Origin of the sequence: Mycoplana sp. MJR14 (genome assembly GCF_029210525.1) — a bacterium.
GTDB lineage: Bacteria > Pseudomonadota > Alphaproteobacteria > Rhizobiales > Rhizobiaceae > Mycoplana.
Map to the genome: position 1 here is coordinate 161606 of NZ_JARGEO010000008.1, position 23595 is coordinate 185200.

Here is a 23595-nt window from a genome sequence, read left to right on the forward strand (position 1 = left end):
TGGTCCCTGCCTCAGCGCGAGACCTGGGCCACCCAGCTCTTCCAGTTCTGGTGCGAGCCGGCGAAGACGTTGATGTCGGTGTCGCCCTTGATCCCGGGCACGATGCCGGTGCTGGTGTACTGCCAGAAATGCCACTTGCGGCCGTAGACGTTTTCGGGGTGATCGGCGACCGCCCGCAGCCACAGCGGATACTTGCCGAAGGCGCCGACCATGTTCTCGCGGTGGAAGTCGACGGTGGTGTAGATGATCGGCCGCTTGCCATAGTGCGCCTCCAGCCGGTCGAGGAAGCGCTGCAGCTGGGCACGGACGTCCGCCGGCGGCGGGCGCTTGCGGCAGGTGGGCGACATCGGGTTCCATTCGGCGTCGAGCACCGGCGGCAGCATCACCGCGGCCTTCGGCACGTTGCGGATGAACCAGTCGGCCTGTTCGTCCGGCGTCGAGCAGAAATAGTAGAAGTGATAGGGCGCGTGCGCGATCCCGGCGGCGCGGGCGCCGCGCCAGTAGGCGTCGAAGGTCTGGTCGACGCGGTCCTTGCCCTCGGTCGCCTTGATGAAGACGAAGGAGACGCCCGACCCCTTCACCGTCGGCCAGTCGATATTGCCGTTCCATTTGGACACGTCGATGCCGTGGACCTCATGGCTGTGCGGGGTGCGGTAGCCGAAATCCTGCGGGTCGCTGTCCTTGAAGCGCGGCTTGATCGGCGCCGTCGAGACGAAGTCATAGTCGGTCGTGGAGCACGATGCCGCAAGAAGGGCAAGGGGCAGGAGAGCCAGAAGTAGCCAACGCATGGGTGTCCCGTATTTGGCGCGCCCCCCTCGGACGCGGCACAGATGCGCGGCGATAGTGCCTCACCGGGCGGATTCGGTAAAGGGCGGAACGCGGCCTGCGCCGCACATCGGGGATGTGCGGCGCAGGCGAGAGATGTCCCGTCGGGGCAGGGTGAAAGGTCAGAACTTCCAGCCGACGCCGAGCATCAGGTCGTTGCGCTTCAGATCGGTGTTCACGCCCATCAGGTCGGCATCGCCGTAATCGGTGTAGCGATACTCGGCCCGGCCGATGAAGTTGTCGGTGAAGGCATGCTCGAAGCCGGCGCCGATCGTCCAGCCGTTGAAGGTCTTGCTGTCGCTGTCGCCGGTGTCGCGGTCGCGCAGTTTGGCATTGGTGAAGGCGTAGCCGCCGGTGGCGTAGATCAGCGAGCGGTCCAGAGCATAGCCCATGCGCGCGCGCAGCGAGCCGCCCCAGTCGGTCTTCAGTTCCATCGGAATGCCGCCGAGGTCGAACTTGTCCTCGTTCCAGTCGTACTTCACGTCGCCTTCCACGCCGAAGACGAAGTTGCCGGTCTGGTAGTTGTAGCCGCTGTAGCCGCCGAGCGCCCAGCCGTCGAGGCCGGGGCTCTCGGTGATGCCGGCGTCGTCGACGTCCGCATCGCCCCAGCCGTAGCCGGTCATCGCGCCGACGTAGAAGCCGTTCCAGTCGTAGATGCCGGAGACCTCCTCGATGACCGGCGCGACGGGAGCTTCTGCCGGGGCCATGTCGGCGGCAAGCGCGCCGGTCGCAGAGGCTGCGATCGCAAGCGCGGCAGCGCCGCTCAAGAGTAGTTTCATGGTTGTCTTCCTTCTGCTTCGATCGTGCCGACGCGACCCCTTGGGCGTCGACACGGGTACAACCCCTCAGCGCCCAAGAGGTTTCACAGAAAGAAGAGCAAAATCGGGCGGATGCCCGGCCCCCCGCAGAGGCCGGTTATCCGGGCATTCTGGCGATCGAGAGCCAGGCGTAGCCGCCATAGGGCCGCTCGGAGGTCACAATTGCGCCACGCGCAGCAGCCGATTTCTCGATCACGTCGATCATGTCGGGGCGCGGGGTGACGTGGAAGCGGGCCAGCCAGCCCTGCAGCAGCCGGCGGAAGGCGAAAGGCAACCGCTCCTGCTGGCCGAAGTCGACGATGTGCAGCGATCCGCCGGGGTTGAGGGCGTCGAAGGCGCGCTCGACCGCCTCCCTCCAGGCCGGGATCATCGACAGCGCGTAGGAGATGACGACCCGGTCGAACCCGGCCTCGCCGAATTCGGCGGCGCGGAAGGTGGTGGCGTCGGCCGCGCGCAGGACCGGGCGCGGGCGGCTCGCGGCCGCGAACTTCCTCTCCGCCGTCTCCAGCATCGCCCGGGAAATGTCGAAGCCGTAGAAGCGGGCCTCGGGGTAGCGCCGCGCCATCCAGGCGAGGTTGCGGCCGGTGCCGCAGCCGACCTCCAGCACAGACTGCCCGGCCTGCACGCCGAGCCCGTCCATCAGCCGGTCGCGGCCGAACAGGTAGTACTTCCGCGTCAGGTCGTAGACGTGGCGCTGGTAGCGGTACTGGCGATCCATCCTTTCGGCATGCGTCGCCTCGGACGGTGCGGCGGCCGGAGCAAGCTGTTCGCTCGTCATCAGGGCTTCTTCCGGTAGATGTGGAAGCCGCCGTAGATGGCCGAGCGGTCCTTCATGCCGAGATCGAGCGAGCGTTCGCGCTCGTAGGTCCACAGGTCGAGCAGGCGGGGCGACACCTTGCCCTCGAGAATGCTCTTCTCGGCGGCGGTGCGGAAGATGACGACGGCATCGGGGGCGGCGGTGCGGGTGACCTCGGTCCAGAGCGCGTTCAGCTGGTCCTCGTTCATCCAGTCCTGCGCGTCGAGCAGGACATAGCGATCCACCGATGCGGCGGGCTTGCCGGCGAGGAGCTCGGTGAAGCTCGCATGGTGGACGCGGACGCGGGCGGCATTGTCGCGGATGGCGCTGAAGTTCTCCGCCCGCAGGTAGTCGGGCAGGGTGCCCTCGTAGCGCGAGGGGTAGCGCCGGCCGAAGGCCTGCCAGGCGAAGTAGTTGTCCTTCAGCGGGAAATGGCAGGCGAGCTTCTCCAGGCGCTGGCGCAGCACCGGGGCGAGCGAGCGGCCGTCGTTGACGCTGGCGAGCTCGTCGAACTGCTGCGGCGGAATGCCGAGGCCGAACAGCGAGGCTTTGCGCGAGGTCATCCAGCGGATCAGCGGCCGGTCGAACAGCGGGGCGATGCGGTTGTCGAAGAACTGCCGCTGCTCGCGCAGCGACCGGCACTTGACGAAGTCGCGCGGATCGAGCCCGTGCAGCCTCGCCACGACATGGCCGAGCAGGATGAAGCGGCCGAGCAGGCCGGTACGATAGATGTTGCGGTTGAAGACGCCGATGCGCCGGCGGCCGCGCAGGTCGCGGCCGTTCCAGTAGTCGCGGGTCGCATCGTCGAGGCGCGGCTCGAGGAAGAGGTGATAGGCCTCGCGGTTGGAGGCCATGTTGTCGCCGCCGAGGAAGCGCGCGACGTCGGCATGGGAGGGCATGTGGCGGAAAGCGGCGAGCTTCAGCCGGTTCAGGGCGATGTGGTGCGGGTTGAGATCGACGACATCGATGCTCTCGGGCGAGCGCGTGAGATAGGCCAGCATGTTGCAGCCGCCCGAGCCGATGGTGACGATCCGGTGGCCGGCGGCGAGGTCCATGGCCTCGATGTCGACGGCGGGGTCCTCCCAGATCTGCGGATAGACGAGACCGGTGAAGAGGAGGCCGAACAGGCGCTCCGACAATCCGTCGAGGGAGAGGGCGCGATGCTGCAGCAGCGCCGACTTCAGTCTCTCGTTGCGTCCGTAGCCTGCATTCCTGGCGAGTTCGCTCATGATACCGTTCCGTCCTGTGGGCGTCCGGGGGAGATAGCTGCGTCGCGCAACAGTTTGATGAACGGATCTGTGCATTGTCATCCAGCCGTCACGGGAGGGATTGCCGTCGGTATTCCATGACAAATCGATGACGCTGAAAGGCCTTTTCATGCCCGCCGATTCCTGATTGTCTGCGGCCGAACGAAGGGGCGCCGACCGGGAGTGATGGATGGGACGGTATTTGCGGATCGTTGCCGGGACGGTGCTCGGGAGCGCATTCGTCCTTGCAGTGGCCAGCAGCTGGCTGATCGTCAGTCCCCCCGAACTGCTGAAGGTCGGATCCGGATACGCCGCCAAGATCGTCTGCTCCAACGTCTTCCTGGCCGGGCGCGACCCGCAGGACGTGCTGGCGACCGACGTGCAGGCGCCGGGCCATCCGCTGCTGCGGCTGATGCGGCAGTCGGTGGACATGGAGGACAGGACGGTGACGGCGTCGCTGCTCGGGGTGTTCGCGCCGGGCCATGCGGTCTATCGCGAGGGCTTCGGCTGCGCCGGCGTTCCGGACGGCGACTATGTCGCCGCGCAGCAGGCGGTCGCCGACGTGCCGCTGCCGGCCGTTGCCGCGCCGTCGCCGGGAACACCCTGGCCGGTGGGCGATGCGATCAGCGCCGATCCCCGCCTCGATGCCGTGCTCGACGACCCGGCCCTGCTCGGACCCGGCATGCGCGGCGTCGCCGTCATCCATGGCGGCCGGCTCGTCGGCGAGCGCTACGGCGAAGGGTTCACGGCCAGGACGCCGCTGCTCGGCTGGTCCGTCACCAAGACGGTCAATGCCGCCCTGCTCGGACGGCTGATGCTGGATCACCGGCTGTCGCCGACGCAGGCCCATCTCTTTGCCGAGTGGAACGGCGACGCGCGGGCGAACATCACGGTCGCCGACCTTCTGGCGATGCAGAGCGGCCTCGAATTCAACGAGGACTATGGTGACGTCACCGACGTGACGCGGATGCTGTTTCTGGAGCCGAACATGGCGCGGTTTGCGGCCTCGTTTCCGCTGGCGTCCAATCCGGGGGAGAAGTTCAGCTATTCGAGCGGGACCGCGATGCTGCTGTCGCATGTGTTCATGAATGCGCTCGGGGACCGCTGGCGCGCGCTCGCCTATCCGGCGACGGCGCTGTTTGCGCCGCTCGGCATGGCGAGCGCGGTGATGGAAACCGACGAGACCGGTGTCTTCGTCGGTTCGTCCTACATGTATGCCACCGCGCGCGACTGGGCGCGCTTTGCGCAGCTGATCCTCAACGACGGGATCTGGAACGGCGCGCGGCTTCTGCCGGAGGGCTATGTGCGGGCGATGGGAACGCCGTCGCCGGCCTCCGGCGGTGCCTATGGCGAGATGCAGACCTGGATCGACGGGCCGGGGCAGGAGCCCGACTCGCGCTTCGGCCTGCCGGACGACACCTTCTGGATGCTCGGCCATGACGGCCAGTCGATCGCCGTCATCCCGTCGCGCAACATCGCGGTCGTCCGGATGGGGCTGACGCCGGCGCGGCTCGGATACCGGCCGCAGACGCTGGTGGCGCGGGTCGTGGCCGCGCTCGAAGCGGCGGACTGAGCCTGCCGATGCCCGTGACTGTCAGGTAGAAGCGATCCGGAAAAAGCTGCCGCCGGCCTATTTCAGGCCGGTTTCCTCCAGCAGGCCCTTGCGCTTGGCGGTGTAGTAGTAGCCGCTCGCATAGAGGCGGACGGCGCCGTCGTGCTGGTTGTCGGCCACCATCAGCGCGCCGCGGAGATACTTGGCACCGTACTTGATGTTGGTCTCGGCGTCGAAGAGGCCGTCGGCCGTGCCCTCGTAGCCCATGCCCTTGGCGGTGTTGTAGCGGATCTGCATCAGGCCGTAATTGCCGGAATTGTAGGCCTTCGGGTTGTAGCGGCTCTCGCGCTTGATCACGCGGTGCAGGAGCGCCTCGGGGATTTCGTAGATCGCGGCATATTTGGTGATCAGCGCATCGATCGGGGTGCCGGACTTCTGGAAGGTCTGGTTGTCGGTGGCGATCGCGGGGCGGGCGGGACTTGCGGCGAAGGCGGTCGCCTGGAGGGTCGGCTTGGCGATGGGGATGATCTGGTGGGAGGCGACGAGCTGCTCGAGGCCTTCCGGTTCGCCGGTGTCGAAGCCCGGCTCCATCACCGCCGCCTCGAAGGAGGCCGGCATGAACTTGCTGCCGGCGGCGTTTGCGGTCGCAGGGGCCGGCTGAGGTGCCGCCTGCGGCGCCGGAACGGCGGCGGCACTTGCCTGAACGTCGGCCGGCGCCTGCGGCGCTGCGGCGGCGATCGCCATCTCGGCATTCGTCTCGCGCGTCGATTCCACCACGGCGGCCAGAGCCTGCGCGCTGCCGTTTTCTGCCGCCGCCGGGTCGACGATCGGCGCGGGCAGGGCGTAGGCAGTCATTTCCGTGCCGGGCTTGGCGATCGGCATCACCGTGCGGACCGCCGCCATTTCTTCCGCCGGCGTTTCGATCACGCTGGCGCAGCCGCCCACCGCAAGCATGGCGAGGGCGCAACCTGATGCGAGAAAATGCCTGGAGCTGGTCGGAAATCGTGTCGTCATCAGTCGCTCTCGTGTTGCCTGGAGGCCCTGAAACGACAGCGTTCCGGGCGCGGCTGCAAATCAACGGCGCTTCGACCGTGCTTCGTCCATTAACCTATCGCTCCGGTTCCGGCAAGCCGCAGCCGGCGGGCCGCGTCACGCGGTCGCCCGGCGCAGGCCCGCGGTCAGCACGCCGGCGCCGATCAGGAGCGATCCGCCGACCCGGTTGACGGCCCGCTGGACCGCCGGCTTTCGGATGGTGCCGCGGGCGGCCGACGCCATTAGCGCATAGGTCGTGGCGTTCAGCGTCGCCAGCACCAGGAAGGTGATCTCGAAGATCACCATCTGCGGCAGGATCGGCCGTGACAGGTCCAGGAACTGCGGCAGGAAGGCGACGAAGAAGACGATGCTCTTGGGGTTCAGCGCCGTCACCACATAGGCATGGGCGAAGATGCGCAACGGCCGCTCCCGAGGTGCTGCCCCGGCCGGAAGGCCGTCGGCGCCGGCGACCGGCGCGCGCCAGAGCTTGATGCCGAGCCAGACGAGATAGGCCGCCCCCACCCATTTCAGCACGGTGAAGATCGCAGCCGAGGTCGCCAGCAGCGCCCCGAGGCCGAGCATGGAGGCGGTCATGGCGGTGAAGTCGCCGAGCGCCACGCCGGCGACGGTCGCCCCGGTCGTCCGCCGGCCGTGACCGAGCGCATAGGAGATGACGAGCAGGATGGTCGGGCCGGGAATGGCCAGCATGATGGCGGAAGCGGCGGCGAAGGCCAGCCAGTGTTCGAACGACATGAAAAACTCCCCCGAAACGATCGTTGCGGGGGAGCAAGCCACGGGGACGAACCCCCGTCAACAGGTTTTGCAGCGGGGCCGGGGCCGGTCGGGAATCAGCCGGCCGGTTTCCACTTCTGGCCGATCGCGTCCATCACCTCGCCGAACCACTTGGTGCCGGTGTCGAAGTGCTTGCCGCCCTTGATGCGCGGGAACTCGATCGTGCGCAGCTTGCCGCCCTGCGCCTCGTCGTGGCCGGTGACGCCGGAGACCTTGTTGAGCGCGCTTTCCACGGCGAGGTCGACCATGCCCTGGATCAGCCGCAGGTCGTCGCCGTTCGCCGGCGCCGAGCGGGCATAGTAGCCCGACTTCTGCACCATGGCGCGCTCGGCGCCGAGGAGGGCTGCGAACTGCTTGGAGAACCAGTTGCCGACGTTGATCGTGTCGATCTTCACATGGCCGAAGGCGTCGCGCTTGATGGTCTCGCCGGCGGCTTCGCGCTCGGCGACGATCGCATCGAGGCAGGCGCCCTCGGAAACGAACAGCGTGACGAAGCCGCGCTTCTCCATCACCGTCCGCAGCCGGGCGGCCTCGGCCTCGAGGTCGAAGGCGAGCTCGGGCAGGTAGAGGCCGTCGATGCTCTTCAGGTCGGCGTTCATCATGAAGCCTTCGACATATTCGTTGGCGGCGGTCTTCTGCATGTAGGCGCGGGCGGTCGCAGCCGTCAGCCAGCCGCAGTGGCGACCCATCACCTCGTGCACGACGAGCGTCTTCGGGGCAGCACTCTGCTCGTTGGAGACGTTGTCGAAGAAGCCGGCGCCGACTTCGGCGGCCGTCCAGGCGCCGAGCGACTGGCGGATCGGCACGACGTCGTTGTCGACCGTCTTCGGCAAGCCGACGACGGTGAGGTTGTAGCCGTTGGCGCCGAGATAGGCGGCGAGGTCCGCGGCCGTCGTGTTGGTGTCGTCACCGCCGATCGTGTGCAGGATGGTCACGCCGTCCTTGGCAAGCCGCTCGGCTGCGACGCGCAACGGGTTTTCGCCTTCCCTGACGAGACCGCGCTTGACGCAATCGGCGGCGTTGGTGAGCTTGACGCGGCTGTTGCCGATCGGCGAGCCGCCGTAGCGGTGAAGCAGGTGCGCCTTGGCGCGCATGTCCCTGGTGATGTCGATGCGGTCTGCCAGGAGCAGGCCCTGGTAGCCGGAACGATAGGCGACGAGTTCGATGTCGGGTGCCACGTCCGAATAGCGTTCGATGAGCCCGCCCACTGCGGAAGAGAGGCAGGGCGCAAGGCCCCCTGCGGTGAGCATCGCGACTTTCTGCTTGGTCATATTACCTCCTCGCCGAGCGACCCGGTCATTCGGCGGATGTCTAGCCCAGATTCCACAGCAGGGGAATCACAGATCGGCTTTTATCCGCCACGGATGACGAAATGATGCGCCCGGCGCAGCGCAAGGAGGACGGGGGCAGGGGCAGGGCGGGGGGCAGGGCAGGGATCAGGCGCGGCTGCCTGCGGGGATGGCGCGGACGATCCGGGCCTTGCGGCCGAGCCAGACGACGAAGGCGACGGCGAGGGCGAAGCCGAGCGTCTCGGGGCCGATGGCCTCGCCGAGAAGGACCGCGGAAACCGCCAGCGTCACGAAGGTCTGGAACAGCTGGATCTGCGCGACCCTTGCGATGCCGCCGAGCGCCAGGCCGGCGTTCCAGAAGATGAAGCCGCCGAACATCGACATCAGCCCGAGATAGAGGAGGGCGGTGTATTCGGCGGCGCCGGGGCCATGGATGCCGCTGCCGGCGAACAGGATCGTGCCGGCAAAAGTCAGCGGCGCGCAGAGCGCCAGAGCCCAGCCGATCACCTCCCAGCCCGGCATAACACGGGCGAGCTTGCCGGAGAGCACGTACGAGAAGGATGCCGACAGGGCGGCCAGCATCAGCCAGAAATCGCCGGGGCCGAGATGGAAGGCGCTTTCGCGCAGCGAAAAGGCGACGATGAGCAGGGAGCCGGCGAAGCCGCAGAGCCAGAACAGCGGCCCCGGACGCTCGCCGTCGACGAGGGCGGCGAAGATCGACGTCAGCAGCGGCAGGAGGCCGAGCACGACGCCGCCATGGCTTGCCGGAATCGTCTGCATCGCGATCGAGGAGAAGATCGGAAAGCCGAAGACGGCGCCGAGGCCGACGCCGACGAGGGCGGGCAGGTGGGCGCGCGGAAAGGGCCGGCGCAGGACGGCGAGCGCCGCCCCCGCTGCCGTCGCCGCGATCGCTGCGCGCGCAAAGGTGATGTAGAGCGGGCTGAACCCCTCGAGGGCGATATGCGTCATTGGCAGCGTGGCGCCGAAAATGGTGACGCCCAGCAAGCCCAGCAGCATGCCGGCCGCCTGATTGGACAGAATCCGCACTCTTTCGCCCCTCGAAACCTTCCTGTTCTCCCGCTCCTGCTCGCACCCGCCGGTCTCCCCGTCAAATCGAATGACGTGATCGTTCGATCACCAAATGGAATGCATCCACTTCTTGAGGGCCATCAAAATTGTGTTATGCTAGGGCGAAATGACGGTGCGGTGACTTGCTTTCGCCGCAGATGTCTGGTCAAGATCACTTTCTGTTCTCACACACGGACCGATGCTGATGCCTTCCATATGGGATCGACTGGTTAGCATGGTCGCGGAAGCGGCCTGCAACGCACTCTCCGTCGTTGTCGAAGCCGTGCGAACGCTGCTGGAAGGCGACCCGGAAACGCGGCGCCAGGTCTCGTTCTCGATCGCGATGATCGCGCTGTCGGCGAAGATGGCGAAGGCCGACGGCATCGTGACGACGGCCGAGGTCGATGCGTTCCGCGACGTGTTCCGGTTCCCGGCCGACCAGGCGGCGAACGTCGCCCGCCTCTACAATCTCGCCCGCCAGGACGTCGCCGGCTACGAGGCCTATGCCGAGAAGATGGCGGTGCTGTGCGTTTCCTGCGAGCGCAACTGCCCGATCCTGGAAGACATCATCGACGGGCTGTTCCACATCGCCAAGGCCGACGGCCTGATCCACGAGAAGGAGATGGCGTTCCTGGCGCGGGTCGCCGAGATCTTCGGCATGGCCGCCGAGCGGTTCGAGCAGATCACCGCACGGCACGTGCATGTCGACGGGCGCGACCCCTACAAGGTGCTCGGCGTTTCGCCGCAGGACGATTTTCCGACGATCCGCAGGCGCTACCGCGTGCTCGCCTCGGAGAACCATCCCGATACGCTGCTCGCGCGCGGGGTGCCGGCAGAATTCCAGCGGATCGCCAACGACCGCATGGCCGTCCTCAACGCCGCCTATGCCGAAATCGAGAAAGAGCGCCTTGCGGCATGACCGCGTTCACTGCTGACTATCCCGCTGCCACGGTGATGCCGTCGCCGAACCACGGCGAACGCGCCGGCGGGCGCCGGCCCGACATGATCCTGCTGCACTATACCGGCATGCCGAGCGCCGACGGGGCGCTGACATGGCTCTGCTCGGAAGAAAGCCAGGTCTCCAGCCACTATTTCGTCTTCGAGGACGGGCGGGTGCTGCAGCTCGTGCCCGAGGCGCGCCGGGCCTGGCATGCGGGCAAGAGCCAGTGGAAGGGCGAGGGCGACATCAATTCGTGCTCGATCGGCATCGAGATCGCCAATCCGGGCCATCCCGGCGGCCTGCCCGACTTCCCCGCGGCACAGATCGCAGCGGTTGCCGAACTTTGTCGCAACTGTGGCGAAAGGTGGGGGATCGTGCCCGAGCGGGTGCTGGGCCACAGCGATGTCGCCCCCATCCGCAAGGTCGATCCGGGTGAAAATTTCCCCTGGAAGCGGCTGCATGAGGCCGGTGTCGGCCACTTTGTCGATCCAACCCCCATCACCGGCGGGCGCTTCTTCCAGCGCGGGGACCAGGGCCAACCGGTCGAGGCGCTGCAGGCGATGCTGTCGCTCTATGGTTATGCCACGGAAATCAATGGATTATTCGATGACAGGACGGAAGGCGACGTCGCCGCCTTCCAGCGTCATTTCCGCCCTCTGAGGGTCGATGGAATTGCCGATTTCTCCACGATCGACACGCTTCACCGGCTGCTGAAAGGCCTGCCGCACCGGTCCGATCCGGCCGCGTCGTGATCACGAAATATTTCAGCCGTTAACACAAGTTTAGAACTTCGCCACATCCTGACCGGAAAGGGGATGTCTTTTCCCCCTGCCTCCGAACCGGCGGGCGCGCGCTGCTCCCAACAGCCGTGCCGCACCGACGGATCGAGGTGCCGGGCATTCGGCGGCGGTGGGTAGGGCCTCTTCCGCGACTGTCTGGGTCCATGCCGGACCGGCACGGGCCATTTCATGAAGTTTGATCCTTGCGCTGGGTTCGGGTCGATGGACCGGCTCCCAAGGCCTAGCCGCGCGCCCATACGACTGGAGACTTGAATACACATGAGGAATTCGTTCGTGGCCGCAGGGGCGGCCTGCCTTTTCGCCCTCCTGGCACAGAGCCTTCCGGCAACCGCTGCCTCCCGTGACGTCGCCGAGAGCCGCCCCCTGAAGACCACCACCCGCGATTCCGCCTATCCGATGATGGGCGCGCCGGCCGGATATTCGACGCTGATCAAGACCTATGCCCGGCAGTACGGCGTCCCGGTCGATCTCGCCCACGCGGTCATCCGCGTCGAGAGCAACTTCAACCCCAAGGCACGCGGCAGCTCCGGCGAAATCGGCCTGATGCAGATCAAGCCGGCGACGGCCCGCATGCTCGGCTATCGCGGCAGCGCCAACGGGCTCTACAACCCCGAGACCAACATCAAGTGGGGCATGAAGTACCTGGCCATGGCGCACGACCTCGGCGGCGGCACCACCTGCGGCACGATCCTGAAGTACAATGCCGGCCACGCCGCCAAGCGGATGAATCCGGTTTCCAAGCGCTACTGCGGCAAGATCCAGACCCTGCTCGACCTCTGAGGCGGTCGCGCCCGTGCCAGCGGGCCGGCTGCAAGCAGTCCCTGCGCGCACCCCATCGGCCCCGGCGGTTCCCGTCCGGGGCTTCGTCCTTTCCGGGGCTCGGTTCCGAAGTGGTGCGACGCCAGGTCCTGGCCGGGAGGAGCGCGGCCCGGCTTTCCGTTTGCGCGCTCATGCGCTAAGCCAGGTGCGGCTTTGCAGACGAGGGCGGTCAGAATGCGGCAGTTCGATTTCATCGTGGTCGGCAAGGGGATGATGGGGGCGGCGGCCGCCCGGCATCTGGCGTCGGCAGGCGCGCGCGTCGCGCTGGTGGGGCCGGACGAGCCCGCCGACAGGACGACGCACGACGGCGTCTTCGCCAGCCACTACGACGAGGGGCGAATCACCCGCACGATCGATCAGGACGCCGACTGGGCACGGCTCGCCCATCGCTCGATCGCCCGCTACCGCGCCATCGAGGCCGAAAGCGGCATTTCCTTCTACACCGAGGCCGGCTGCCTGATCAGCGGGCCTTCGCCCCGGGGCGAAGGCGGTTATCTCGACGCGGTCGTTTCGGCGCGCGACCGGCTGCAGGTGGAGGCGCCGCTTCTCGACCGTGCACAGATCGCTGCGCGGTTTCCCTGGTTCGCCGTCCCCCCGACCTCGGCCGGCGTCTTCGAGGCGCAGGGGGCCGGCTACATCAATCCGCGCGCGCTCGTCGCCGCCGAAACGGCCTGCGCCGAGAAGGCGGGCGGCACGGTGATCCGCAGCGAAGTCGTCGCCGTCCGGTCAATCGACAAGGGCGCGGAGGTGACGCTTCGCAGCGGGGAGACGCTTGCCGCCGGACGCGTTCTGGTCGCTGCGGGTGGATTTTCGATCAGCGACGGGCTGCTGCCGCGGCCGGTCGACCTGACGGTCAAGGCGCGCACCGTGGTGTTCGCCGAGATCGCCGAACACGACATCGGGGCCTTCGCCGGCATGCCGAGCTGGATCGACGAGAGCTTTCTGCCGCACGAGCATTTCTACCTGCTGCCGCCGATCCGCTACCCGGACGGCAGGTGCTACATCAAGATCGGCGGCGACCCGACCGATATCGTGCTTGCCGACGCGGCGGCCGTCCGGGCCTGGTTCCGGACGGAGGGAAGCCCCGATGCCGTCGCGCACCTGCGTCGCGTTCTGGCCCGGGCCATGCCGGATCTCGTGCCCGTCTCCTTCTCCAGCGCCCCTTGCGTGACGACGTTCACGGCCCACGGCCATCCCTATGCCGGTTTCGTCGACGGCGACCGCATCGCCGTGCTTGCCGGCGGCTGCGGGGCGGCGGCCAAGAGCTGCGACGAGATCGGCCGCATCGGCGCCGGCCTTCTGCTGCGCGGGCGCCTGGACGAGCCGGACTACGACACCGACTTTTCCGTGCGCTTCCGCTAGGACGACCGCCTCGTCCCTGAAAATCCTGCCGAAATCGCTGGCCATGACCTGCCTGTTTCGCTAAGGAACGCAACGCCAGTTGGCCGGGCAGCCGCTCTCCGCAAGCGCCGAAAGGCCGCGGGGGGAGGAAAGTCCGGGCTCCACGGAAACACGGTGCCGGATAACGTCCGGCGGGGGCGACCCCAGGGAAAGTGCCACAGAGAGCAGACCGCCTTCGCTTGCGGAGGCAAGGGTGAAAGGGTGGGGTAAGAGCCCACCGCGGACATGGCAACATGGACGGCACGGCAAACCCCACCGGGAGCAAGACCGAATAGGGATGACGCGAACGGCGCAAGCCGTTCAGCCCGTTTCCGGGCCGGTCATCCGGGTGGGTTGCAAGAGGCCGGGCGCAAGTCCGGTCCCAGATGAATGGCTGCCACGTTCCGGCCCTCGGGCCGGAGCCATACAGAACCCGGCTTACAGGCCAACTGGCGATTTTCCTTCCCCATCGAGCGCGGTGATTCGAACACCTGCGCGCCGCGGCCGACGACAGCCGCCGCGGGCCTTGCCGCCGGCCGTCGTCGTGGCGCTGCGGGCGGCTCGGGCGGGTCAGCCGCGCTGCCCAAAGTCCTCGCGGATCAAGGCACGACCGGGGTTCTCCATGCCCTTCGGCGGGCCGTTTTGCGATTGAATCCAGTGGCTTGGGTGGCCGATCGTAACCCTTTGTTAAACTTAACGGCTTATAAACGATCGATGGTTTCACTCCGGGAATCCGGCCAAATCCCATTGACGCCCATATGGTCCCATGATATCCCATAATCATACCGCACGAGGGCGAATGATCGCCCGTTCATCGCAAACTTCGAAAGGGTCCCGATCTGGGGCGGCACGGCGTATTGGCGTCGTGTCCGGGTCGATTTGTGCGCGTGTGTTCTGTGGGGATTTTCCGGCATTCAGTCAGTCTTCGCCGGTCAGGGAAACTGCTGTAGCGCGTCATGAACCGGTTCCTGTCGAATGCGACAAACAGGATCGATGCGAAGGGGAGGGTCTCGGTGCCCTCGATCTTTCGCGCCGTTCTTGCGCAGCGCGACATCCGGGAGCTCTATTGCTTCCAGGACTTCGTGTTCCCGGCGATCAGTATCGGCGGGCCGGATCTGCTCGACCGGTTCGAGCGGCAGATCGCCAGCGAGGATCCGTTCTCGCCGGCAGCGAATCAGATGTCGCTCCTCATTCATGGGGGCGGCGTCTTCATGAAGCTCGATTCCGAGGGGCGGCTGATGGTCACGGACTTCATCCGCGATTTCACCGGGATCACCACGGAGGTGACCTTCGTCGGTCGGGCGGATCATTTTCAGCTTTGGGCGCCGCAGACGTTCGAGGCAGTGCAGGCGGCGGCCAGGACGGAGCGCAGAACGCGAGGTCTGGGCTCGCAATAGAGTGGAGAAACGGGATGGCGGCGGATGCAGGCGGAGGACATTCTGAAGCCGAAGGCGGACCGGTCCGCCACATCCCGGTTCTTCTTGCCGAGGTGCTGGAGGCGCTGAAGCCGGCGCCGGGCCAGCTCATCCTCGACGGAACCTTCGGCGCCGGCGGCTACACCTCGGCCATCCTCGACAGGGGTGCTTCGGTGATCGCGCTGGATCGCGATCCGAACGCGATCGCGGCCGGGCAGGCCCTGGTCGAGCAATCCGGCGGACGCCTCGCCCTCATCCATTCGCAGTTTTCCGAGCTCGCCCGTCATGTGCCCGAAGGCGGGCTCGACGGCGTCGTGCTCGACATCGGGGTCTCCTCGATGCAGCTCGACGAGGCCGAGCGCGGCTTCTCCTTCCAGAAGGCCGGGCCGCTCGACATGCGCATGTCGGCAGCCGGCGTGTCGGCGGCCGACGTCGTCAATCGCGCCAAGGTTTCCGACCTGATCCGCATCTTCGGCTTTCTCGGCGAGGAGAAGCAGGCGGGCCGCATCGCGCGCGCGATCGAGAAGCGCCGCACTGAGGCGCCGTTCGAGACGACCCGCGACCTCGCCGGCCTGATCGAGATCGTCACGCCGCGCAAGGCCAAGGACAAGATCCATCCGGCGACGCGCGTCTTCCAGGCGCTGCGCATCTTCGTCAACGACGAGCTCGGCGAGCTGGCGCGCGCGCTGTTTGCCGCCGAGCGGGCGCTGAAGCCCGGCGGGCGGCTCGTCGTCGTCAGCTTCCATTCGCTCGAGGACCGGATCGTCAAGAAGTTCTTCCTCGACCGCTCCGGCAAGTCGTCCGGATCCCGGCATCTGCCAGAACTAATTAAGCGTGACGTAATCTTCGCACCAGTCGGGAAGTCCATGATTGCCGCCAGTGAGGAGGAATGCGCCGTCAATCCCCGCGCGCGATCGGCCAAGTTGCGGGCCGGCGAGCGGACTGCGGCTCCTTCTGGGACCGATGACCTGTCGATTTTCGAACTGCCCGAACTGGCAAGCCTTGAGAAGATTGGAGGCTGATGGATGTTCCGCACTTTTGACGCCATTCTCGTCGTCGTCATGACCGCCGCTGCGACCGTGACCTACACGATCAAGCACAAGGCGGAGAACAAGCTCGACGAGGTCCGCAAGCTCGATGCGGAGATCATGCTCGAGGAGCACACGATCGACCTCCTGCGCGCCGACTGGGCGCTCCTGACGCAGCCCGCCCGCCTCAATCGCCTGGTCAAGACCTATGAGAGCGACCTGAAGCTTTTGCCGACGGAATCCACCCAGCTCGTCCAGCCGATGGAGCTGCCGATGCCGACGGCGGAGCTTCCGCCTCCGGAAGAAGACAAGGATGCCGGCGACGACGTCGACAAGATCGCCAAGATCATCAAGGACGGCGCCGGCAAGACGGACAAGATCGCAACAGGTTCGGTGGCGCGCTGATGTCGTTTCTCTCCCGCATCATGGACGTCAAGAGCAAGGCGCACTTCTCGCACGGCAGCAACGGCCGGCCGGCCGGGGCCATGGGCTCGACCGCCTTCCAGGGGCACCGGAAGCGTAGCGCCTCGCAGGCGAAGAGCCGCGTCGCCGTCATCATGGCCTGCTTCGGCATCGCCTATTGCGTCATCGGCGGACGGCTCGTCCAGTACGGCATGACCCAGCCGGAATCGGTCTCCAGCATCGGCCCGGCCGATCGGCTGCTGGCCTCGCGGCCCGACATCGTCGACCGCAACGGCGAGATCCTCGCAACCGACATCCGCACCGTCTCGCTCTATGCCGAGCCGCACAAGATCGTCGATGCCGACGAGGCGCTGGAACTGCTGCAGACCGTGCTGCCCGAGCTCGACCCGAAGGCGACCTACAAGAAGCTGACCTCCAATTCGCGCTTCCAGTGGCTGCAGCGGCAGCTGACCCCGAAGCAGCAGAGCCGCATCTTGGCGCTCGGCATCCCCGGCGTCGGCTTCCGTCCGGAAAAGCGCAGGTTCTATCCGAGCGGCCCGGCCTCGGCGCACATCGTCGGCTATGTCAACATCGACAACCGCGGCATCGCCGGCATGGAGCGCTACATCGACAACCAGGGCCTGGCCGATCTCGCCGCGATCGGCATGACCAGCGACGCCAAGATGGAGCCGGTGCGGCTGTCGATCGACCTGCGCGTCCAGTCGATGGTGCACGACGTCCTGGTCTCGTCGAAGGAGAAGTACCAGGCGGAAGCCGCCGGCGCCGTCGTCCTCGACGTGCACACCGGCGAGGTGCTGGCCATGGCCTCGGTGCCGGACTACGATCCCAACAATCCGGCGGAGAGCGCCAAGGACGGCTGGCTCAACCGCATGTCGGACGGCACCTTCGAGATGGGGTCGACCTTCAAGACCTTCACCACGGCGATGGCGCTCGATTCCGGCAAGGTGAAGCTCACGGACAGCTTCGACGCCCGCTACCCGATCCGCATCGGCGGCTTCACCATCAAGGACTTCCACGGCAAGCACCGCGTGCTGACGGTGCCGGAGATCTTCCAGTATTCGTCGAACATCGGCACGGCCAAGATGGCCGACATCGTCGGCATTCCCGGCCACAAGGAATTCCTGACCCGGCTCGGCCTGCTGACGAAGATGCAGACGGAGCTGCCGGAGGTGAAGATGCCGACGCAGCCGCGCGAGTGGAAGAAGATCAACTCCATCACCATCTCCTTCGGCCACGGCGTCTCGACGACGCCGCTGCAGACGGCGGTGGCCGGGGCTGCGCTCGTCAACGGTGGCAAGTACATCCCGCCGACCTTCCTGCCGCGCAGCCGCGACGAGGCCGACGCCATGGCGCAGGCCGTCGTCAAGCCGTCGACCGGCGAGGACATGAAGTTCCTGCTGCGCTGGAACGCGATGAACGGGTCGGGCAAGCGGGCGCTGGTTCCCGGCTTCAACGTCGGCGGCAAGACGGGCACGGCCGACAAGGTGGTCAACGGTCGCTACGCCAAGAACGGTCTCAATTTCAACGCCTTCCTCTCGGCGTTTCCGATCGACGATCCGCAGTACATGGTGCTGACCTTCATCGACGCGCCGAAGACCGGCGAGGGCGGCGGGCGGACGGCGGGTCTGAATGCGGCGCCGATGGTCGGCGAGATCATCCGCCGCAGCGCCCCACTTCTCGGTGTAAAGCCGAAATTCGGGGAGGACGGGTCTGCCTTGCTCGTGTCTTATTGAGCGCAGAATGAACGGGGCGAATGCCGATTCGCAGGTGAAACGGCCCGCCTTCAAGAAGAACAGAGCTTGCCATGAAGATCTCAGACCTTGCCGGAACCGAAATACCTGATCTGGACGCCGCCGTGGCGTCGGCGGCGATCGGGGGCATTTCAGCCGACAGTCGCAAGGTCTCTCCGGGCGATCTGTTCGTCGCGCTGCACGGATCCAAGGCGGATGGCGCGGCCTATGTGACCGATGCGGTCGCCCGCGGCGCCGTCGCCGTGGTGACGGGGCGGGGCGCAAACGTCGCCGCATCCGTCCCCGTTCTTGCCGTCGACGAGCCGCGGCGGTTCCTGGCACTTGCCGCCGCCCGCTTCTTCGCCCGCCAGCCGGAGACGATGGTCGCCGTCACCGGCACCGCCGGCAAGACCTCGGTCGCTTCCTTCACCCGGCAGATCTGGGCCCATGCCGGCCATGCCGCCGCGATGATCGGCACGACGGGCGTGACCGCGCCCGGCCGGGAGGACTACGGCTCGCTGACGACGCCGGATCCGGTCTCGCTGCACAGGCTGCTCGCCGAACTCGCCGACGCAGGCGTCACCCATGCGGCGATGGAAGCCTCCAGCCACGGCCTCGACCAGTCGCGCCTGGACGGCGTGCGGCTTTCGGCCGGCGCCTTCACCAATCTCGGCCGCGACCACATGGACTACCATCCGACCGTCGAGCACTACCTGGCCGCCAAGATGCGGCTGTTCGACACCCTTTTGCCGAAAGGGGCGCCGGCGGTCATCTTCTCCGACGACGAATGGTCGAAGGCCGCGATCGAGGCCGCGGCGAGGGCCGGCCTCGACGTGCGCACCGTCGGCCGCAAGGGCGACTACATCAGCCTGAAGCGCGTCGAGCACTTCCGCCACAAGCAAATGGCCGAGGTCCATGTCGGCGACGACATCTACGAGGTCCACATCCCGCTTGCCGGCGACTTCCAGATCGCCAATGCGCTGGTCGCCGCCGGCCTTGCGATGTCGACCGGCGTGGCGGCCAGGGATGCGATGGCGGCGCTCGGCCATCTCGTCGGCGCCTCGGGGCGGCTGGAACTGGTCGGGCACACGAAGGCGGGCGCGCTCGCCTATGTCGACTACGCCCACAAGCCGGATGCGCTGGAAAACGTGCTATCGTCGGTGCGGCCGTTCACGTCGGGCCGGATCATCGTCGTCTTCGGCTGCGGGGGCGACCGGGACAAGGGCAAGCGGCCGATCATGGGCGAGATCGCCACCAGGCTCGCCGACGTGGTGATCGTCACAGACGACAATCCGCGCTCGGAGGTGCCGGAGGTGATCCGCTCCGAGATCATGGCGGCCGCCAAGGGGGCAACGGAAATCGGCGACCGGGCGGAGGCGATCCGCGCCGCCGTCGCCATGCTGTCGGCAGGCGATACGCTGATCGTCGCCGGCAAGGGGCATGAAGAGGGGCAAACGATCGGCAGCGTCACGCTGCCGTTCTCGGACCACGCGGAACTGCGCAAAGCCCTGGAGGAGCTCGACCGTTGACCCTGCTCTGGACCATCGCCGACCTGATCGCCGCCACCCACGGCCGTCCGGTCGGGCACATGCCCGCCGGCATCACCGGCATTTCCATCGACAGCCGCTCGATCGGCCCGGGCGAAGCCTTCTTCGCCATCAAGGGCGACCGGGTGGACGGCCATGATTTCGCAAGTCTCGCCCATGCCAACGGTGCGGCGCTGCTCGTCGTCTCCGAGGGCAAGCTGCCGGCGCTCGGCCGGCTGACGGCGCCGATGCTGGTGGTCAACGACGTGCTGCAGGCACTGGTCGACCTCGGCTGCGCGGCGCGCGACCGCAGTGCCGCCAAGGTGATCGCGGTGACCGGCTCGGTCGGCAAGACGACGACCAAGGAGATGCTGCGGCATTCGCTGTCGGCCTGCGGTGCCGTGCATGCCTCCGTCGCCTCGTTCAACAATCACTGGGGCGTGCCGCTGACGCTGGCACGGATGCCGGAGAACACCGCCTACGGCGTCTTCGAGATCGGCATGAACCATGCCGACGAGATCCGGCCGCTGGTGAAGATGGTGCGGCCGCACGTGGCGATCGTGACGACGATCGCGGCGGCCCATCTCGGCAATTTTGCCGGCCTCGAGGAGATCGCCCTGGCCAAGGCCGAGATCTTCGAGGGGCTGGTACCGGGAGGGCATGCGCTGCTCAACCGCGACAATGCCCAGTTCCCGGTGCTGGAGCAGGCCGCGCGCGCCGCCGGCGTCTCGCATATCCATACCTTCGGCGCCGACCCTTCGGCGGAGTTCAGGCTGATCGAATATGTGGCGGGTGCCGAGGGCAACGTGCTGTGGGCCTCGATCGGCGGGCAGACGCTGGAGATCCCGATGGGGGCGCCAGGTCGCCATATCGCCGAGAACGCGGTGGCCGTGCTCGGAGCGGCCCATCTCGCCGGCGCCGACATCGAGAAGGTCATGCACGCGCTGTCGACCATGCAGCCGGAGAAGGGGCGGGGACGCCGCCACCGGCTCGTGATCGACGGCGGCGTCTTCACGCTGATCGACGACAGCTACAACGCCAATCCCGCCTCGATGCGGGCGGCGATCGGGCTTCTGCGCGACACGATGCCCGGACCCGGCGGCCGGCGGATCGCCGTCCTCGGCGACATGCTGGAGATGGGGGAATTCTCCGCCCAGGTGCATGCGGAACTGGCCGAGCCGCTCGCCGCAGCCGGCATCGAGGACGTCTGGATCGGCGGTCCCGAGATGGCCGCGCTGCGCGACGCGCTCGGGGAGACGGCGCGGGTGGAATACCGCGACGACGCCGAGGGGATGCGGAAATTCGTGCTGGATGCGGTGCGACCGGGGGACGTGCTTGTGGTCAAGTCGTCGAAATCGGCCGAATTCAGCCGCGTGGTGTCGGCTTTGCTTGACAAGTTCGAGGCATTCTCCGACACGGAGCGCGCCGAATGATGCGCCGCGACCTCTCGGGGTGCGCGGCGTTTCGATGACTGGCATAGGGGGAATGCAGGGCGGAAGGCTCCTGCGGTCTCGTAGTTGAATTGTTTCGCGGTCACGCGCCGGGACGGCAACGCGCCGTCCGGCCGCTTCGCCGCAGAGCCTTTGGGGAAAGGTCACGAATGCTGCTTTGGCTTGTCGAACTGGCGGACGAACTCCAGGTGTTCAACCTGTTCCGCTACATCACGTTCCGCACCGGTGCAGCGCTGTTCACCTCGGCCACCATCGTCTTCCTGTTCGGACCGGCGATCATCGCATCGCTGCGGGTGCGCCAGGGCAAGGGCCAGCCGATCCGCGCGGACGGCCCGCAGACCCACTTCAAGAAGGCCGGAACGCCGACGATGGGCGGGATCATGATCCTCGCCGGCATCGTCGGAAGCTCGCTGCTCTGGGCGGACCTGTCCAACATCTATGTCGTGGCGACGCTGCTCGTCACCCTCGGCTTCGGCGCGATCGGCTTCTACGACGACTATCTCAAGGTCACCAAGCAGACCGACAAGGGCTTCTCCGGCAAGGCGCGGCTGGGACTGGAGTTCATCATCGCCGGCATCGCCACCTATTTCATGATGCGGGCGGCGGTCTCGTCCGGCGCGGCGGGCTCGACGCTCGGCACCTCGGTCGCCTTCCCCTTCGTCAAGGGGTTCCTGCTCGACCTCGGCATCTTCTTCGTGCTCTTCGGCGGCTTCGTCATCGTCGCGGCCGGCAATGCGGTCAACCTCACCGACGGGCTGGACGGACTGGCCACCGTGCCGGTGATGATCTCGGCTGCCTCGTTCGGCATCATCGCCTATCTCGCCGGCAATGCGGTGTTCGCGAACTACCTGCAGATCCATTTCGTTCCCGGAACGGGCGAACTCGCCGTCATTCTCGGCGCCGTGATCGGCGCGGGGCTCGGCTTCCTCTGGTTCAACGCGCCGCCAGCGGCGATCTTCATGGGCGACACCGGGTCGCTCGCGCTCGGCGGCCTGATCGGCACGGTGGCGGTCGCCACCAAGCACGAGATCGTCATGGCGATCATCGGCGGCCTGTTCGTGATGGAGACCCTGTCGGTCATCATCCAGGTCGGCTCGTTCAAGCTCACCGGCAAGCGCGTGTTCCTGATGGCGCCGATCCACCATCATTTCGAGAAGAAGGGCTGGACCGAGAGCCAGGTGGTCATCCGCTTCTGGATCATCGCGGTGATCCTCGCGCTCGTCGGCCTTTCGACGCTGAAGCTGCGGTAAGGCCATGATCCCCGTCACCACGCTCAGCAACAGGAACGTCGCGCTCTTCGGCCTCGGGGGCTCGGGACTTGCGACGGCGCAGGCGCTGGTCGAGGGCGGCGCCGTCGTCACCGCCTGGGACGACAATCCGGACAGCGTCGAAAAGGCCGCCGCCGTCGGCATTCCGACCGGCGACCTGCGCCGGATCGACTGGAGCGGGATCGCCTCCTTCGTGCTGTCGCCGGGCGTGCCGCTGACCCATCCGAAGCCGCACTGGAGCGTGGATCTGGCGCGCGCGGCCGGCGTCGAGATCGTCGGCGACGTGGAACTGTTCGTGCGCGAGCGCCGGGCGCATGCGCCGGACTGCCCCTTCGTCGCGATCACCGGCACCAACGGCAAGTCGACCACGACGGCGCTCGTCGCCCACATCCTGAAAGCGAGCGGCCGCGACACCCAGCTCGGCGGCAATATCGGCACGGCGGTGCTGACGCTCGACCCGCCGAAGGCCGGCCGCTTCTACGTCGTCGAGTGCTCGTCTTACCAGATCGACCTTTCCCCCACCATCGACCCGACCGCCGGCATCCTTCTCAACCTGACGCCGGACCATCTCGACCGGCACGGGACGATGCAGCACTATGCCGACATCAAGGAGCGGCTCGTCGCCGGCAGCGACACCGCGATCATCGCCGTCGACGACAGCTTCACGGCGCTGATCGCCGACCGGATCGAGCGCTCGGGCACGAAGGTGGTGCGCGTCTCGCGCCGCCAGCCGCTGGCCGACGGTCTCTTTGCCGATGGCGCACATATCCTGATGGCGCAAGGGGGGACGTCCCGGCCGATGGCCGATCTTTCCGGGATCCAGACGTTGCGCGGCGGCCACAATGCCCAGAACGCGGCGGCGGCGATCGCCGCTTGCCTCGCGGTCGGGGTGAGCGAGGACGACATCCGCGCCGGCCTCTCCACCTTCCCGGGGCTGAAGCACCGCATGCAGCCGGTCGGGCGCAAGGGCGACGTCGTCTTCGTCAACGACAGCAAGGCGACCAATGCCGACGCGGCCGCACCGGCGCTGTCCAGCTATGACCGCATCTACTGGATCGCCGGCGGCCTGCCGAAAGAGGGGGGCATTGCCAGCCTCTCCGGCTTCTTCCCGAAGATCGCCAAGGCCTATCTCATCGGCGAGGCCGCCGCAGCCTTTGCCGCGACGCTCGGCGACAAGGTGCCCTACGAGATCTCCGGCACGCTGGAGCGGGCGGTCGCGCACGCGGCGGCCGATGCGGCAGGCGATGCGAGCGGCCCGGCGGCGGTGATGCTGTCCCCGGCCTGCGCAAGCTTCGACCAGTACAAGAACTTCGAGGTCAGGGGCGACGCCTTCGTCGGCCACGTGGCAGCCCTTCCGGGCGTTGAAATGCTGATTGAGGTCAACGGTTAGGGGGAT

At 67.1% G+C, this 23595-nt stretch carries 21 protein-coding genes and 1 other RNA gene; 14 read left to right on the forward strand and 8 right to left on the reverse strand.

Going from position 1 to position 23595, the window contains the following annotated elements; all coding sequences use genetic code 11:
* Window positions 1-11: 11 nt before the first annotated feature.
* The 4 genes from P0086_RS18610 to P0086_RS18625 form a co-directional block, all read right to left on the reverse strand.
* Window positions 12-788: a GH25 family lysozyme gene (locus P0086_RS18610; protein ID WP_275788242.1), complete on the reverse strand. Its 777-nt coding sequence runs from the start codon at window positions 786-788 to the stop codon at window positions 12-14.
* A 159-nt stretch (window positions 789-947) separates the two neighbouring features.
* Window positions 948-1604 (reverse strand): outer membrane protein, encoded by a 657-nt coding sequence (locus P0086_RS18615; RefSeq protein ID WP_275788245.1) that lies wholly within the window; start codon window positions 1602-1604, stop codon window positions 948-950.
* Window positions 1605-1740: 136 nt separating this feature from the next.
* Entirely contained in the window at window positions 1741-2421 is a 681-nt protein-coding gene (locus P0086_RS18620; RefSeq protein WP_275788248.1) for a class I SAM-dependent methyltransferase, read from the reverse strand.
* Window positions 2421-3668 carry a DUF3419 family protein gene (locus tag P0086_RS18625; RefSeq protein WP_275788250.1) on the reverse strand — a complete coding sequence of 416 codons (1248 nt, stop codon included), beginning with the start codon at window positions 3666-3668 and terminating at the stop codon, window positions 2421-2423. Before P0086_RS18625 ends, P0086_RS18620 begins: the two co-directional genes overlap by 1 nt.
* A 208-nt stretch (window positions 3669-3876) precedes the next feature.
* On the opposite strand from P0086_RS18625, the gene P0086_RS18630 reads away from it, so the two are divergent.
* Window positions 3877-5259: a serine hydrolase gene (locus P0086_RS18630; RefSeq protein WP_275788252.1), complete on the forward strand. Its 1383-nt coding sequence runs from the start codon at window positions 3877-3879 to the stop codon at window positions 5257-5259.
* Between the two features lie 57 nt (window positions 5260-5316).
* Here P0086_RS18630 and P0086_RS18635 read toward each other — a convergent pair whose 3' ends face one another.
* The 4 genes from P0086_RS18635 to P0086_RS18650 all read right to left on the reverse strand — a co-directional run bounded on the left by P0086_RS18635 (window position 5317) and on the right by P0086_RS18650 (window position 9368).
* Complete coding sequence (locus tag P0086_RS18635; protein WP_275788255.1) at window positions 5317-6252, reverse strand: lytic transglycosylase domain-containing protein; 936 nt, start codon at window positions 6250-6252, stop codon at window positions 5317-5319.
* Between the two features lie 135 nt (window positions 6253-6387).
* A complete protein-coding gene (locus P0086_RS18640; RefSeq protein WP_112600166.1) occupies window positions 6388-7023 on the reverse strand; it encodes a LysE family translocator in 636 nt (211 codons plus the stop codon).
* 95 nt (window positions 7024-7118) lie between these two features.
* Window positions 7119-8333 carry a pyrophosphate--fructose-6-phosphate 1-phosphotransferase gene (locus tag P0086_RS18645; RefSeq protein WP_275788257.1) on the reverse strand — a complete coding sequence of 405 codons (1215 nt, stop codon included), beginning with the start codon at window positions 8331-8333 and terminating at the stop codon, window positions 7119-7121.
* Between the two features lie 165 nt (window positions 8334-8498).
* The gene (locus tag P0086_RS18650; RefSeq protein WP_275788260.1) at window positions 8499-9368 is read right to left on the reverse strand and encodes a DMT family transporter; all 870 of its coding nucleotides are present in this window, start codon (window positions 9366-9368) and stop codon (window positions 8499-8501) included.
* Window positions 9369-9624: 256 nt separating this feature from the next.
* Here P0086_RS18650 and P0086_RS18655 point away from each other — a divergent pair, with 256 nt between their 5' ends.
* The 13 genes from P0086_RS18655 to murD all read left to right on the forward strand — a co-directional run bounded on the left by P0086_RS18655 (window position 9625) and on the right by murD (window position 23589).
* Complete coding sequence (locus P0086_RS18655; RefSeq protein ID WP_275788262.1) at window positions 9625-10338, forward strand: DnaJ family molecular chaperone; 714 nt, start codon at window positions 9625-9627, stop codon at window positions 10336-10338.
* Window positions 10335-11111 (forward strand): N-acetylmuramoyl-L-alanine amidase, encoded by a 777-nt coding sequence (locus P0086_RS18660; RefSeq protein WP_275788263.1) that lies wholly within the window; start codon window positions 10335-10337, stop codon window positions 11109-11111. Before P0086_RS18655 ends, P0086_RS18660 begins: the two co-directional genes overlap by 4 nt.
* 306 nt (window positions 11112-11417) lie before the next feature.
* On the forward strand, window positions 11418-11939 hold the full coding sequence (locus tag P0086_RS18665; RefSeq protein WP_112597853.1) for a lytic transglycosylase domain-containing protein: 522 nt from the start codon (window positions 11418-11420) through the stop codon (window positions 11937-11939).
* Between the two features lie 213 nt (window positions 11940-12152).
* Window positions 12153-13340: an FAD-dependent oxidoreductase gene (locus tag P0086_RS18670; RefSeq protein ID WP_275788266.1), complete on the forward strand. Its 1188-nt coding sequence runs from the start codon at window positions 12153-12155 to the stop codon at window positions 13338-13340.
* 75 nt (window positions 13341-13415) lie between these two features.
* Window positions 13416-13815, forward strand: an RNA gene (gene rnpB / locus P0086_RS18675) — RNase P RNA component class A.
* A gap of 499 nt (window positions 13816-14314) precedes the next feature.
* A complete protein-coding gene (mraZ, locus tag P0086_RS18680; RefSeq protein ID WP_112597850.1) occupies window positions 14315-14755 on the forward strand; it encodes a division/cell wall cluster transcriptional repressor MraZ in 441 nt (146 codons plus the stop codon).
* A 14-nt stretch (window positions 14756-14769) separates the two neighbouring features.
* On the forward strand, window positions 14770-15795 hold the full coding sequence (rsmH, locus tag P0086_RS18685) for a 16S rRNA (cytosine(1402)-N(4))-methyltransferase RsmH (RefSeq protein ID WP_275788268.1): 1026 nt from the start codon (window positions 14770-14772) through the stop codon (window positions 15793-15795).
* A 3-nt stretch (window positions 15796-15798) separates the two neighbouring features.
* On the forward strand, window positions 15799-16206 hold the full coding sequence (locus P0086_RS18690; RefSeq protein ID WP_112597846.1) for a hypothetical protein: 408 nt from the start codon (window positions 15799-15801) through the stop codon (window positions 16204-16206).
* Window positions 16206-17957 (forward strand): penicillin-binding protein 2, encoded by a 1752-nt coding sequence (locus P0086_RS18695; RefSeq protein WP_112597844.1) that lies wholly within the window; start codon window positions 16206-16208, stop codon window positions 17955-17957. The genes P0086_RS18690 and P0086_RS18695 overlap by 1 nt, the downstream gene beginning before the upstream one ends.
* 71 nt (window positions 17958-18028) lie before the next feature.
* Window positions 18029-19483 carry a UDP-N-acetylmuramoyl-L-alanyl-D-glutamate--2,6-diaminopimelate ligase gene (locus P0086_RS18700; protein WP_112614895.1) on the forward strand — a complete coding sequence of 485 codons (1455 nt, stop codon included), beginning with the start codon at window positions 18029-18031 and terminating at the stop codon, window positions 19481-19483.
* Complete coding sequence (locus tag P0086_RS18705) at window positions 19480-20913, forward strand: UDP-N-acetylmuramoylalanyl-D-glutamyl-2,6-diaminopimelate--D-alanyl-D-alanine ligase (RefSeq protein WP_112610088.1); 1434 nt, start codon at window positions 19480-19482, stop codon at window positions 20911-20913. Before P0086_RS18700 ends, P0086_RS18705 begins: the two co-directional genes overlap by 4 nt.
* A gap of 167 nt (window positions 20914-21080) precedes the next feature.
* Complete coding sequence (gene mraY, locus P0086_RS18710) at window positions 21081-22181, forward strand: phospho-N-acetylmuramoyl-pentapeptide-transferase (RefSeq protein ID WP_112597838.1); 1101 nt, start codon at window positions 21081-21083, stop codon at window positions 22179-22181.
* 4 nt (window positions 22182-22185) lie between these two features.
* Window positions 22186-23589, forward strand: a complete 1404-nt coding sequence (gene murD / locus P0086_RS18715) for a UDP-N-acetylmuramoyl-L-alanine--D-glutamate ligase (protein ID WP_275788270.1) — start codon at window positions 22186-22188, stop codon at window positions 23587-23589.
* Window positions 23590-23595: the final 6 nt, after the last annotated feature.

Coding starts and splice junctions, on each gene's coding strand:
- mraZ (WP_112597850.1), top strand. CDS start 14,315: ATGAACCGGTTCCTGTCGAATGCGACAAACAGGATCGATGCGAAGGGG.
- P0086_RS18615 (WP_275788245.1), bottom strand. CDS start 1,604: ATGAAACTACTCTTGAGCGGCGCTGCCGCGCTTGCGATCGCAGCCTCT.
- P0086_RS18635 (WP_275788255.1), bottom strand. CDS start 6,252: ATGACGACACGATTTCCGACCAGCTCCAGGCATTTTCTCGCATCAGGT.
- P0086_RS18630 (WP_275788252.1), top strand. CDS start 3,877: ATGGGACGGTATTTGCGGATCGTTGCCGGGACGGTGCTCGGGAGCGCA.
- P0086_RS18645 (WP_275788257.1), bottom strand. CDS start 8,333: ATGACCAAGCAGAAAGTCGCGATGCTCACCGCAGGGGGCCTTGCGCCC.
- P0086_RS18625 (WP_275788250.1), bottom strand. CDS start 3,668: ATGAGCGAACTCGCCAGGAATGCAGGCTACGGACGCAACGAGAGACTG.
- P0086_RS18620 (WP_275788248.1), bottom strand. CDS start 2,421: ATGACGAGCGAACAGCTTGCTCCGGCCGCCGCACCGTCCGAGGCGACG.
- P0086_RS18610 (WP_275788242.1), bottom strand. CDS start 788: ATGCGTTGGCTACTTCTGGCTCTCCTGCCCCTTGCCCTTCTTGCGGCA.
- P0086_RS18695 (WP_112597844.1), top strand. CDS start 16,206: ATGTCGTTTCTCTCCCGCATCATGGACGTCAAGAGCAAGGCGCACTTC.
- P0086_RS18640 (WP_112600166.1), bottom strand. CDS start 7,023: ATGTCGTTCGAACACTGGCTGGCCTTCGCCGCCGCTTCCGCCATCATG.
- P0086_RS18660 (WP_275788263.1), top strand. CDS start 10,335: ATGACCGCGTTCACTGCTGACTATCCCGCTGCCACGGTGATGCCGTCG.
- P0086_RS18670 (WP_275788266.1), top strand. CDS start 12,153: ATGCGGCAGTTCGATTTCATCGTGGTCGGCAAGGGGATGATGGGGGCG.
- P0086_RS18700 (WP_112614895.1), top strand. CDS start 18,029: ATGAAGATCTCAGACCTTGCCGGAACCGAAATACCTGATCTGGACGCC.
- mraY (WP_112597838.1), top strand. CDS start 21,081: ATGCTGCTTTGGCTTGTCGAACTGGCGGACGAACTCCAGGTGTTCAAC.
- P0086_RS18665 (WP_112597853.1), top strand. CDS start 11,418: ATGAGGAATTCGTTCGTGGCCGCAGGGGCGGCCTGCCTTTTCGCCCTC.
- P0086_RS18655 (WP_275788262.1), top strand. CDS start 9,625: ATGCCTTCCATATGGGATCGACTGGTTAGCATGGTCGCGGAAGCGGCC.
- P0086_RS18650 (WP_275788260.1), bottom strand. CDS start 9,368: ATGCTGCTGGGCTTGCTGGGCGTCACCATTTTCGGCGCCACGCTGCCA.
- rsmH (WP_275788268.1), top strand. CDS start 14,770: ATGGCGGCGGATGCAGGCGGAGGACATTCTGAAGCCGAAGGCGGACCG.
- P0086_RS18690 (WP_112597846.1), top strand. CDS start 15,799: ATGTTCCGCACTTTTGACGCCATTCTCGTCGTCGTCATGACCGCCGCT.
- murD (WP_275788270.1), top strand. CDS start 22,186: ATGATCCCCGTCACCACGCTCAGCAACAGGAACGTCGCGCTCTTCGGC.